The sequence below is a fragment of the Thioalkalivibrio sp. HL-Eb18 genome, from assembly GCF_000364985.1.
Taxonomy (GTDB): Bacteria; Pseudomonadota; Gammaproteobacteria; order Ectothiorhodospirales; family Ectothiorhodospiraceae; genus Thioalkalivibrio.
In genome coordinates, this window is sequence record NZ_KB822968.1 from 1 (window position 1) to 12213 (window position 12213).

At 63.5% G+C, this 12213-nt stretch carries 12 protein-coding genes; 3 read left to right on the forward strand and 9 right to left on the reverse strand.

Annotation, left to right across the window (positions count from 1 at the left end; translation table 11 throughout):
* From F813_RS13595 to F813_RS0107925, 3 genes are all read right to left on the reverse strand, one after another.
* Positions 1-250, reverse strand: a 250-nt coding sequence (locus F813_RS13595; RefSeq protein ID WP_017926140.1) for an IS5/IS1182 family transposase, incomplete at its 3' end; no start/stop codon positions are given.
* A 77-nt stretch (positions 251-327) separates the two neighbouring features.
* Positions 328-1293: an O-antigen ligase domain-containing protein gene (locus F813_RS13600; protein WP_155995120.1), complete on the reverse strand. Its 966-nt coding sequence runs from the start codon at positions 1291-1293 to the stop codon at positions 328-330.
* A gap of 382 nt (positions 1294-1675) precedes the next feature.
* Positions 1676-2515: a glycosyltransferase family 2 protein gene (locus F813_RS0107925; RefSeq protein WP_017926142.1), complete on the reverse strand. Its 840-nt coding sequence runs from the start codon at positions 2513-2515 to the stop codon at positions 1676-1678.
* A gap of 204 nt (positions 2516-2719) precedes the next feature.
* On the opposite strand from F813_RS0107925, the gene msbA reads away from it, so the two are divergent.
* Complete coding sequence (gene msbA / locus F813_RS0107930) at positions 2720-4504, forward strand: lipid A export permease/ATP-binding protein MsbA (RefSeq protein WP_017926143.1); 1785 nt, start codon at positions 2720-2722, stop codon at positions 4502-4504.
* Here the strand turns inward: msbA and F813_RS0107935 are convergent.
* On the reverse strand, positions 4501-5373 hold the full coding sequence (locus F813_RS0107935; RefSeq protein ID WP_231289544.1) for a serine/threonine protein phosphatase: 873 nt from the start codon (positions 5371-5373) through the stop codon (positions 4501-4503). The two genes, msbA and F813_RS0107935, sit on opposite strands and share 4 nt — an antisense overlap.
* A gap of 112 nt (positions 5374-5485) precedes the next feature.
* Here F813_RS0107935 and F813_RS0107940 point away from each other — a divergent pair, with 112 nt between their 5' ends.
* The gene (locus F813_RS0107940) at positions 5486-6460 is read left to right on the forward strand and encodes a lipid A biosynthesis acyltransferase (RefSeq protein WP_017926145.1); all 975 of its coding nucleotides are present in this window, start codon (positions 5486-5488) and stop codon (positions 6458-6460) included.
* A 12-nt stretch (positions 6461-6472) separates the two neighbouring features.
* On the forward strand, positions 6473-7594 hold the full coding sequence (locus F813_RS0107945; RefSeq protein ID WP_017926146.1) for a glycosyltransferase family 9 protein: 1122 nt from the start codon (positions 6473-6475) through the stop codon (positions 7592-7594).
* On the opposite strand, the gene F813_RS0107950 is transcribed toward F813_RS0107945, so the two are convergent.
* From F813_RS0107950 to F813_RS0107970, 5 genes are all read right to left on the reverse strand, one after another.
* Positions 7564-8307, reverse strand: a complete 744-nt coding sequence (locus F813_RS0107950; RefSeq protein WP_017926147.1) for a 3-deoxy-D-manno-octulosonic acid kinase — start codon at positions 8305-8307, stop codon at positions 7564-7566. The genes F813_RS0107945 and F813_RS0107950 overlap by 31 nt on opposite strands.
* A 2-nt stretch (positions 8308-8309) precedes the next feature.
* Positions 8310-9230, reverse strand: coding sequence for a Kdo hydroxylase family protein (locus tag F813_RS0107955; RefSeq protein ID WP_017926148.1), 921 nt, complete (start codon positions 9228-9230; stop codon positions 8310-8312).
* Between the two features lie 15 nt (positions 9231-9245).
* On the reverse strand, positions 9246-10199 hold the full coding sequence (rfaD, locus tag F813_RS0107960; protein WP_012981718.1) for an ADP-glyceromanno-heptose 6-epimerase: 954 nt from the start codon (positions 10197-10199) through the stop codon (positions 9246-9248).
* An 88-nt stretch (positions 10200-10287) separates the two neighbouring features.
* Positions 10288-11721: a bifunctional D-glycero-beta-D-manno-heptose-7-phosphate kinase/D-glycero-beta-D-manno-heptose 1-phosphate adenylyltransferase HldE gene (gene hldE / locus F813_RS0107965; RefSeq protein WP_012981717.1), complete on the reverse strand. Its 1434-nt coding sequence runs from the start codon at positions 11719-11721 to the stop codon at positions 10288-10290.
* 76 nt (positions 11722-11797) lie between these two features.
* A complete protein-coding gene (locus F813_RS0107970) occupies positions 11798-12022 on the reverse strand; it encodes a zinc-finger domain-containing protein (protein ID WP_017926150.1) in 225 nt (74 codons plus the stop codon).
* Positions 12023-12213: the final 191 nt, after the last annotated feature.

A 12213-nucleotide genomic window follows, 5' to 3' on the forward strand; every position in this document is an offset into this window, starting at 1 on the left:
GGCTGTCGTAGACCGCATCCTCGATCCCTTCATCCGACAGGTTGAAGCACTGCTGGGCCACGTACATCCGCAGCATCCGTTCCAGACCAATCGGCGGACGACCCCGCTTCCCCTTCGGGTAGTGCGGCTCGATCGCCTCCACCAGCGCCGCCCAGGGCGTGATCGCATCGATCTCCCCCAGAAAGCGGTCGCGCCGCGTCTGCTTACGCTTGGCGGAATACTCGAGATCGGAAAAGCTGCGCTGGGACATCGGCCATCACCTTGGGCAGGAAACCTGGCGCCATTATCCCAAACCCGCCAGGTGGGCGGGACCCACGGCGGAATAAATCAGTGTTTCCCTAGCGCACCGAGAAGCACCCAGACACACCTCCCCAAGATAGCCACCAGCAGCAATCCGCCGATTCCCCCACCAACGAACAGGACCATCAATACAAAGTTGTGCGGACTGATCTCTCGCCTCCCTGATTCAAGGGTCACCCCTACGTCCGCACCAATCCCATGCCCTATAGCAGGCGACAAAAACACCCTGTCAAGAGTTAATGCCCAGATCTCGAAACGATACGAATCCGCCCTCTCAAAAAAGCCTCGACCCGACCAACCTAACTGGCCAAGGATAACCAAAAAAGCGACGCCACCAATCAAAACCAGCCCCAGAATCTTCCAAACTCTAAAATAGATGAGCTGCACCATTGTCGCGGCCACCGCGCCCACGATGAGGCCACGGCTTTGTGCCATCATCAAGAATGCCGAACCAATAAGGACCGCAAGAAGTCCACCGTACTTCTGGAATACTGTTTTCCCTGCCAAGACCCCATAGACACCGACGATTATCAGAAGGTAGTAGCCGACCGCCCCAGAGTTTGGATTCTGATGGTAGAACACTAGGTTGTTAAGCCGTGCATCAGGAAACGGCTCACTGGAGTAAAAGGATAATACCGAGAAAATGAGAACCAAAACACCCGCGGGAAGCATGACTGCAAGGAAGCGAGTCAACCAAAACTCGTCACGAGAGAACACCCAAGCAAAGACAGCGACCGCTGAAAGGATAATCAGGGCGTAGCGGATCTTGTTGTACACCTCATCAAAAGACGGCCCACCGGACCACAGCAAGCTAAGCAAAAGGTACCCGAGAAAAACGGCCAGGAGCCGAATCACCAAACTCGCGGATAAGGCTCTCCAATGATAGCGCGAAAAATAAAGGAGGGCCGGAGCGAAAACACCGAAGTACAGAATGTCACGATGGATTCGCGTCTCCCACGCTGCAATAAATCCGGCGACAAATACAGCAACCATCCAAAATAACAGAGGCTGAAGAAATTGGGATGCGCGAACCCGCCCCAAGAAGCCTGAGCGAGTCACTTTCGATACCATAGAGGTGAGCTCATTATAGGAGACCGAAAGGGGCCAAATGGATTATATTGCAATTCCACACGAGAACTGAGTTAGGCCTCGGATCGAGGATTCAGCCTCGCGGAAGCCAAGGCGTATACGGAAAGCTAGGTTACCCACATTAAACTGCTTGACCGGCCTGTAGAAAACAAGAATACAGGGCGCACATGAAATGCAAGGCAAGGTGGTAGCGTTCAGGCAAGTTCGGCGAATCTTCCCAAGATGATCTGATGCATCCAAGCCTTCCAGAGTTGCCATTTCTGCTTCCACTTGAAGACCTAAGGAATTACCGATCCAGTCCAGAATCGGTTTGCAGCTCTCTCACCCAATTCTCGCAAAACAGGGAGTCGCGTCGATTCTCAAGCTTTCCTTGGTTCCGTCTGTGGGATTTTTCTGGAGAGACCGCCGCAGTACCATGGCCGAGATGCACAATCCTGGGGATCATGGTGCGAACGGGGATGACTCGAGTGGGGTACCCCTTGTCCCACAGCTGAGCCGAGATGGAGTAACCGCCACTCTGGTCGTAAAAGCCTTTTTTGCCCTCGATACTGCGGAAGGTGAGACCTTCGTCCAAGAGGATCTGGCGGCGGTACATCGCGCAGAAGTCCTTCGGATAGTGGCCCTGCTTCCACTCGTAGCGCTTCTTACGCAGGCCCAGGGCGTACTTGATATTGCTGCGGATCACGTGGAAGACACGCTTCTGGAACTCGTAGACCGGGTTCTTCAGCTCCAGCTTCCAGGTGCCGACACCCCCCAGACGGGGGTTCCCTGCCATCGCCTTTAGATATTCGTCCAGCCAGTCTTCGCGCTTCACGAACAAGTCCGTATGCATCGTAACCAGAAACTCCCCCGTAGCTTCCTTGAGTGCGATGTCGTGCGAGGTCCAGACGTTGTCAGGAAAGTTGAATAGCCCCTCTTCCGGTCGCTCGATCAAGCGGATCCACTCCAGGGAACGCAGGTAATCCAAGCTTTCGTCTTTCGAACCGTTGTCGATCACGATGACTTCGACATCTTTGCCGCTCGTGTTCTTGCGGATCGAACGCAGGCATGGTTGCAGCAGGGGCAGCACCTGCCAATGAGGGATCGAAATACTAATACGACCAGGGACGATGGTGTGGCTGGACATTGCAGGCTCCAAACAGGTAGCGCGAACATACGGGGCAAAGTGACAATCCAAGTAAGCTCATGCTACCACGCAGCCTTGGCGACGTGCCCGCCCCAGGGCGCCGAGACACGGTCTGGTATCATCCGCCCCCTCGCACTTCCGGCATTGTTTTGCAGCGCGGAAATGTGCGGTCAGCGGCAGCACCAGCCAGGCAAGGAACCCTCGATGGGTAATCGCTCGATCGACCAGAACCCGAAGCACCCGACAGCCGGCGAATCCTGGCAGCTGTACAAGCGAATCTTTGCGTTCGTCAGGCCGTACTGGCGCTTGGGGGTGCTGGCGATTGTCGCGATGATCCTGGCCGCGGCGGGGCAGGCGGCCTTTGCATGGATTATCCAGCCCCTGGTGGACGGGACATTCATCGAGCAAGATCCAACCGCGCGGGTCTGGGTACCAGCCGCGCTGATCGGGATCTTTCTGTTCCACGGCATCACCATGTTTGCGTCGGACTACAGCGTCGCCTGGATCGGCCGCAAGGTCGTCAAGGACGTCCGGCAGGCGGTGTTCGAGCAGTACCTGCGGCTTCCGGCAGCATTCTTTGATCGCCACTCCCCCGGCACCCTTCTGGCGAAGCTCACCTACAACGTCACGCAGATCAACGCCGCGGCATCCAAGGCCATCATCGTGTTGATCCGCGACTCCTTTACGGTGATCTTCCTGCTGGCCTATATGACCTATCTCAGCGGATGGCTGGTGCTGATTGTGTTCAGCATCGCGCCGCTGGTGGGGCTGGTGGTGGTTGGTGCCAACAAGAAGTTCCGCAAAGTGAGCCGGCGTATGCAGAAATCCGTCGGGGATTATGCCCAGATCGCGGAGGATGGCATTCGCGGGCAGGCGGAAGTGAAGATCTTTGGTGCAACGGACTACGAGGCCCACCGCTTCGAGCGCACCAACGAGCGCTACCACCGCCAGCTGATGCGGCACAAGGCCGTACAGGCCATCAGCCAGCCGCTGTCCCAGCTGGGGGCGATCATCGCGCTCGCAATCATCGTCTATTTGGCCACGATGGATATGGTCCTCCAAACCATCACACCCGGCGGGATGATCTCGTTCATCGTGGCCATGCTGCTGATGCTGCCGCCACTGAAACGCATTGTCGGGGTGAATGCCGAAATCCAGAAGGCCCTGGCCGCTGGCGAGAGCGTGTTCGAAATACTGGACACGCCCCCCGAGCCCGATCACGGCCAACGCCCCCTGGATCACGCCGAGGGTCGGATCGAGTTCGACCACATCTGGCTGCGCTACCCACAACAGAGCGAATGGGTGCTGAAGGATGTCAGCCTGAACATCGCCCCCGGTGAAACCGTGGCGCTGGTCGGCCGTTCCGGCAGCGGCAAGACCTCCCTGGCACGCCTGCTGCCCCGCTTCTATGAACCCGAGCAGGGCGAGATCCGTCTGGATGGCTACCCGATCCGCGAGTACCGACTGCGGGATCTGCGCTCGCAGATGGCGCTGGTCAGCCAGCACGTGGTGCTGTTCAACGACACCCTGGCCAACAACATCGCCTACGGCCTGCCGGAAAAACCGACTGACGACCAACTGCGCGAGGCCACACGCGCCGCCAATGCCCTGGAGTTCATCGAACAGCTGCCCGAGGGCTTCGATACGGTGGTCGGTGAAAACGGGATCATGCTCTCCGGCGGACAGCGCCAGCGCGTTGCCATCGCCCGAGCGCTGCTCAAGGATGCCCCGATCCTGATCCTGGACGAGGCCACCTCCGCGCTGGATTCGGAATCCGAGCAGAAGATCCAGGATGCGCTGGAAGTCCTGATGCGAAACCGTACAACACTGGTTATTGCACACCGCCTCTCGACCATCGAGGATGCCGATCGCATTGTGGTGCTCGACGCCGGACAGATCGTCGAATCCGGGACTCATAACGAACTGCTGGCCCGCAACGGCCACTACGCGACTCTGCAAAAAGCACCGTTGAGCGAGGCCCCGGACTAGCGGTCACACCGCCCCTGTCCGTCGGATATGGCACCGGGGGCATCGCCCGCGCGCTCCAGCACCTCAGCCAGCACCGCGCGGGTCGTAAACAACCGCCGGGCATCCTTACTGACCGCTCGCGCCAGCCAGCCGATGCCGGCCTCCAGCGCGCCCAGGACCCGCTGCCCACGATGCAGATAACCCAACATCCGCTCATCCGGGGCGTGGGCTTCCAGGTAGGCACACACCATCCGCGAGCCCAGCCGATGCAGGTCCGTCTCCGGAAGCCCCTTGAGCGCCGTAGCCGAGTACACCAGCAGGTAAAGATCCACGGCCTGCCGTGCCGGCAGCGGCATCAGCTGGTCTAGCGGCTCCTCGAAGTCAATGCGCATCAAGGTCTTGCCTCCATCGGCCAGCAGATGGTTGCGTACCTGAGCGCCACCATGCCACAGACCGCGGGCATGAAACCGTGCCAGATCCCGGGCCGCCCAGGTCAGTAACTCGGCGCTACGCTCGAATCCGGCCCGGCGCAGGGCATGGCCCAGCGGCTGACCACTTTCCGCCAGCACCAGATAGCCGGATTCCAGGCACACTACCTCCGGCACGGCCTCTCCGGCCGCGCGCAATGCACGCAGGCGCTCTGCCTCGTAGGCAATCTGGTCCTGTCCGCCCAGCCTCAGCGGCGCCAGCGGGGCCCACTCCCCGAGCGTCAGCCGGGCCAGCAGACTGCCCCCCAGCGCCCGTATGGAGCTGCGCCCCGGAACTGCCTTCTTGGCATACCAGCTACGACTGCCCTCACGCACGACAAAGGCGCGGCCACGCGCAGCCATCGCGGCGACGTCGAGGGTCGTGCGGGTCGGTGCTTCGGATTGCGCGGGAACTGTATGCATAACCTGCCTATACGGGAGCAGGGACGTAGTCTACCGATCATGGACGGCCGCGTCGTACGGGTGCCAGCTCGGCCCTGATATACTGGGCCGCTTTGGACCCAGGTCCACCACGATGCCGAAATCGCGCAGCACCCATCCGGCGCATCCTTCCAACTGGGGCTACAGCCTCGGCCTGGGCCTGCTGTGGCTAATCAGTCGCCTGCCTCCTGAGCTCGTACTGCGCCTGGGCGAGGCGCTCGGCCCGATCTCATACGCCCTGGCCCGACAGCGGCGGCTGATCATCCGCCGCAACCTGGAGCTGTGCTTTCCCGAGCTGAACGCCGCCGAGCGCGAGGCACTTGTGCGCGCGAACTTACGCTACACCGGGCGCGGCTTTGCCGAGCTGGCACTGGCCTGGTTCGGCGGGCCGCGGGTCGACCGCATTCCGCTACACATCCGGGGGCTGGAGCATCTGGAACAGGCACAGGCCGACGGATCGCCGGTCCTCCTGCTGTCCGGGCATTTCACCCCCATCGAGATGGCCGGCCGCCTGCTGAGCCGCGAGATCGACATGGCCGCCATCTACAAACCCATGGATCGACGCCCACTGGCTGATGCCACTATGCGACGGGGGCGGGCCCGGATCGGTCCCGTGCTGTCCAAGGACGACCTGCGCGGGATCGTGCGAACCCTGCGGGATGGTCTGCCGGTGTGGTATGCGGGCGACCAGAACTATCGCAGCCGCCAGAACGTCTTCGCCCCGTTTTTCGGCATCCCGGCCGCCACGGTGACCGGACTCTCGCGACTGGCCCGCATGGGCAAGGCGCGCGTAGTACCGGTGTTCTATCACGCGCTCCCCGGTCATGCGGGCTACGAGGTCGTATTCGGTCCGGCGCTGGAGGGCTATCCATCCGGAGATGACCAGGCGGATGCCGAACGCATGAACCAGATCATCGAGGAGGCGGTGCGCGAACACCCGGAGCAGTACTTCTGGGCCCATCGCCGCTTCAAGAGCCAGCCCGATCCCGAGGTCGACATGTACCCTGGTGTGAAGGACCATCGTCGCGCGCGCCGCTCGCAACGCAAGCGCAGCCACGGACCGCTCTGACCCGGCACGCTCATGGCCCATCCCCCGCTCCCCCTGACGACCCCACCCGAGTCCCTGTGCATCCTGCGCTTCTCGGCGCTGGGGGATGTGACTCACATGACACCAGTCGTGCGCACCCTGCAGCAGGAGTGGCCGGATACCCGGCTAACCTGGGTCGTCGGACGCGCCGAACACGCCCTGGTAGGCGATATCCCGGGGGTGAATTTCCGAATCTTCGACAAGACCGCCGGCTGGGCCGGCTATCGCGAACTCTGGAGGCAGCTACGCGGCGAGCGTTTCGACGTGCTGTTGCACAACCAGTTCGCCCTGCGCGCCAATATCGCCAGCCTGGGTATCCGCGCAGGCCTTCGCCTGGGCTATGACCGCGCCCGCTCGCGCGATCTGCACGGCCTGTTCATCAACGCGCGCATCCCCCCGCACCCCGGGCAGCACGTAATCGACATCTACTTCAGCTTCATCGAGACGCTGGGGATCCGGCGCCGGCACATGGTCTGGGACATCCCTGTACCCGACAACGCCGCGGAGAGGGCCCGCGACGAGATCCCCGATGGCACCCCGACGCTGGTGATCAGCCCCTGTTCCAGCCACCACCTGCGCAACTGGACCGCCGAGGGCTGCGCACAGGTCGCCGACCACGCGGTACGGGAACATGGTCTGCAGGTTCTGATCACCGGAGGTCCCTCGGCGCTGGAGCGCGAGATGGGCGAGGCCGTGCTAAGGCACAGCCAGCTCGCCCACCGAAACCTGGTCGGGGCGACCTCCATCAAGGAAATGCTGGCGATTCTCGGACGCGCAACTGCCGTGGTCAGCCCGGATTCGGGCCCAGCCCACATGGCAAACGCGATGGGTACCCCAGTGGTCGGCCTGTACGCCTGCACCAACCCGGGCCGTGCACGCCCCTACTACAGCGGACAGTGGTGCGTGGATCGTTACGATGAGGCCGCCCGACGGGAACTGGGCAAACCAGCGAGCGCGATCCGCTGGGGCACCAAGATCGAGCGACCCGGTGTGATGGAGCTGATCCGGCCCGAGGACGCAATCGAACGCCTGGATGCATTGATGGCGGCCGGCGCACCCCGCGCCCGGCCGCCGATGGTCGCGGCTCAGTCGCCCGAGAGCGCGCCCGCCTCATAGCCGGCACGCAGGGCCACAAAGCAGGCATCGGTATAGACCCAGTGGCTGCGAATCCGCAGGCGCTTCTCCAGGTCGCGGCGCAACCGCTGCAGATTGGCCTCGCGCCAGTCCGGATCCGTCCCGGCTCGATGCCGCCCACGATCCCAGTCGATGATGCTGACCCGTCTATCCGGGGCGATGAGGATGTTGCGGCTGTTCAAGTCCGGATGCCAGTGCCCGGCATCGTGGAAGCGCCGGATGCAGGCGCCCACCGCCCGCCACACAGCTTCGGAAACCCCGGCCTCGCCAAGGTGCTCATCCAGTGAACGCGCCCCCGGTACCCGCGCCGTAATCAGATCGGCCGCATACAGCGGCCCGGAACGCACCACGCGCCCGGCCACCGGGCGCGGCACGGGCAGCCCTTCATCATACAGCCGGGCCGTGTAGGTCCACTCGCGCCAGGGACGGGTCTCGGCAAGACCCTGCCACAGGTAACGATCACCCAGGACGCGCGCAACAGTCCCTCCACGCATGTAGTGGCGCAGCACCCATTGCTCGTCGGGATCGCAGGGGCTGCGGAAGAACACCACACTGCCACGGCCACCGCCGCGGCCCGTCACAAGACCTCGACGCTCCAGCTCGCCAAAATCGAACCACCAGGGTTCCGGTACGGCGGACAGAGCCGCGTCATGCAGCACGCGGACCCGCCCGCGACGCCAGTGGCGGGCTTCCACGCTCAGGCAGCCCGGCCGGCGGCCTCCAGCACCCCCCAGGGGGAACGCTCGGGCATATGACAGGCCTCGGGACGCACGTAGAAGGTGGCCACCAGCGCGTGCTGGCCGGACAGCGCCGCATGACTGACCTGGTCGGTCAGCACACACCAGCTGTAATACGGCTCGAAGACCAGCTCGGTGCCACGCCCCGGGGCATTCTGGAATTCGTCACTGTCCTTCATCCAGTTGTGCATGCGCCGCATCGCACGGTCATAGGGCGAGGTGTCGCCGACCACTTCCAGTTGCGGAAGATTCAGGGCGGACAACGCCCGGAGGCTGCCGGTCCAGGCGCGCTCCGCCAGCCCCTGACGCAGGCGCGGTGGCGGGGCGATGCCGGCCGCGGCGCCAAATTGACGATAGAGCTCGCCGAACTCCTCGGCCACCCGCCAGATGCGCGCCTCCTCGGGGTTGATGTTGGTAAAAAAGCGCAGCGGCCGCCAGCCGTGGGTGGCCCCGGCCGGAAACGCGTCCACATGCAGCAGTTCGTTGTTGGAATGCCGCTTGATTACCCGGCCCTTCTCCTGCACCGGACGGAAGTTGACCTTGCGCGGGCTCCAGCCACTGGTAAACCCCGGCAGCAAATGCCCCAGAAAGCCCTCCACGCGCTGGCCATACTCGCTCAGGATCCGGCGCACGCGCTCACCGGCGTCGCCCTCGTTCTTCAGGCCGCTGATAAAGTCGCCATGCGGGTGATAGCTGATGTTCTTCAGACTGAGCAGCCGACCGACCTCGTCACGCAGAAAGACCAGATCCTCCTCATCCGGCAGCGGAAGCCGCCCCGGTTCGAACAGCAACACGCGCCCTTCCTCCAGCGACCGCTCCAGGCGATCACCGGGGCTTTCGTACTCATCCGCGCGAACGCGATGCAGGGGCTGGTCACTCATGCTGCTTCTCCGGGGTCAGTCGGCCTGATCAACCGCGACCGCATCGAGGTAGGCGCGCACACCGTCCTCGATATCGTGAAATTCCAGGTCACAGCCGGCCGCGCGCAGCTGTGACAGATCCGCCTGGGTATAGCTCTGGTAACGGCCCTTCAGGTGGTCCGGGAACGGGATGTACTCGATCTCGCCGCGACCGAACCAGTCGATCGTCGCCCGGGCCATGTCGTTGAAGGTCCGTGCGCGCCCGGTCCCGCAGTTATAGATGCCATTCACCTCGGGATGTTCCAGCAGCCAAAGCTTCAGATTTACGCAATCGCGAACATCGACGAAGTCGCGGCGCTGTTCGCCATCGGCGTAGCCGTCACAGCCCTCGAAGAGCCTTACCGTGTCCCCTTCGCGTAGCTGGTTACTGAAGTGATGGATCACGCTGGCCATCCCGCCCTTGTAACCCTCGCGCGGGCCGTAGACGTTGAAGTAGCGAAGACCCACGACCTGCGCGGTGAGCGCATCCATATGCCGGCGCAGATACTGGTCGAACGCGAGCTTGGAGTAGCCGTAGGCGTTCAAAGGACGCTCGTGGGCCGGCTCCTCGCGAAAGGTGTCGTTGCCGCCATACACCGCCGCCGAAGAGGCGTAAATGAACGGGATGCGACGATCCTGGCACCAGTGGAACAGCTCACGGGTGTAGGCGAAGTTGTTACGCATGATGTAGCGCCCGTCCCACTCCGTCGTCGCCGAGCATGCGCCCATGTGGAACACCGCCTCCACCGGCCCCAGATGAGCATCGGCCTCGATCAGGTCGCGGAAGTCTTCCTTGTCATGATAGTCGGCGATGATGCAGTCGGTCAGGTTCAGCGCCTTCTGGCCGTGGGTCAGGTTGTCGACCACGACAATGTCGGTGCGACCACGACGATTGAGTTCCTTGACCAGGTTGCTGCCGATAAATCCGGCACCGCCGGTAACGATGATCACGGGGACGACTCCTGAAAAAGCTGGGGTTGCGCCGCATTGTACGCGGCGCACGAAAGGCGGGGAAAGCGACGTGCAGGGTGGCGGTGCGTCAGGAGCCCGCGGGCTTGCGCATGCGTTCGATCATCGACGAGGTCGAACAGCCATCGAGGAAGTCGAGGATCTCCACGCGTCCGCCATGGGCGACCACCGCGTCGTGCCCGGCGATGTCCTGCGGACGATAGTCACCACCCTTGACCAGCCGGTCGGGCAGGACCTCGCCGATCAGCCGCGCCGGGGTATCCTCGGAAAACGGCACGACCCAGTCCACCGAGGCGAGCCCGGCCAGCACCGCCATGCGTTGTTCGACCGGATTCACGGGACGCCCTTCCCCCTTCAGCCGGCGTACCGAGTCATCGTCGTTGACCGCCACGATCAGGCGATCACCCAGGCTGCGCGCCCGTTCCAGATAGGCCACATGCCCGGCATGCAGAAGATCAAAGCAGCCGTTGGTCATCACGATACGCTCGCCATGCACCCGGGCATCCGCCACCGCATGCAGCAGCTCGTCCTCGGTCAACACGCCGCGCCCGGTCTGCTCCTGATCCTGCAGGGCTCGGCGCAGCTCTGCCACGCTGACCGTCGCGGTACCCAACTTGGCCACCACGATACCGGCCGCGATATTGGCCAGGGCCATTGCCTGAGGCAGTTCCAGCCCGGTCGCGAGCCCGGCCGCCAAGGTGGCAATCACGGTGTCGCCGGCACCGGTCACATCGAAGACCTCGCGCGCCCGAGCCCCCAGATGCACCGGGGCGTGGCCCGGACGAATCAGGCTCATGCCATCCTCGCCGCGCGTCACCAGCAACCCGTCGATCCCGCAATCTCGGGCCAGCGCCTCGCCACGTGCGACCAGATCGGCCTCGTCAGCACAGCGCCCGACCACGGCCTCGAACTCGGTCAGGTTCGGAGTAATCAGTGTCGCCCCACGATAGAGGGAAAAATCGCGCCCCTTGGGGTCCACCAGTACGGGCACACCGGCGGCGCGCGCAACCTCGATCAAGGGTTGGGGTTCGCGCAGAGCGCCCTTGGCATAGTCCGACAGGACCACGGCACCTGCGCCCGTCAGCAACGGCTCCATCTGCGGCAGCAGGTCGGAGGCGCGAATCCCCGGAAAGCCGTCCTCGAAATCGAGACGGATCAGTTGCTGATGGCGGCTGATCACGCGCAGCTTGGTGATGGTGGCCGCGCCCGGCTGGCGGCGGAAGTGGCAGGCGACGCCCGCCCCTTCGAGCAGACCGGCCAGTTCGGAGGCAGCCTCATCCTCGCCGGTGATGCCGACGAGATCCGCGTGGCCGCCGAGGGCGGCAAGGTTCAGGGCGACGTTGCCGGCCCCGCCCGGGCGCTGCTCGATCTCGCGCACATGGACCACCGGGACCGGGGCCTCGGGCGAGATGCGGTCGGTGCCACCGTGCCAGTAGCGATCCAGCATCAGATCGCCGATCACCAGCACACGGGCCTGATCGAACGGGGGCAAGGAAAGTTTCATCGGATGCGTGCGCGGGAACGCCCGGGGCGGGCGCGCTGCGCTCCGGCACAGGTACCGGGGCGCGGGTCCCCGGTGATCAGGCGTCGCCCTTCAGGATGAATTGGGTGCCGCAGTACGGGCACTGGAAGCGACCGTCCGGGGTCTCGTCGATCGGCAGGAAGACGCGCGGGTGCGAGGCCCACAGCGCCATCTTCGGCGTCGGGCAGTGCAGCGGCAGGTCCTTTTTGGTGACCGTGACCTCCGGCTGCGCGTTCGCGGTCTCGTACTGGTCCTGGTGATGGGCGGTATCGGGATTGACCATGGTTTTCGTCTCGCGTGTTGGGGAAACACTGATTAATGCACGCGCTCGCGCTCGAGTCGCTTTTGCGTGCGAACAAGGCGCGGTGACTGCCGTGCAGTCATTCTGCACAAGGGAACCGCAACGCCGTTCCCGCGCAAAAGCGGCCGAGCCCCGTCTTTCAATAGCTTGTGGGGGTTGGCACCCCAGGTTCC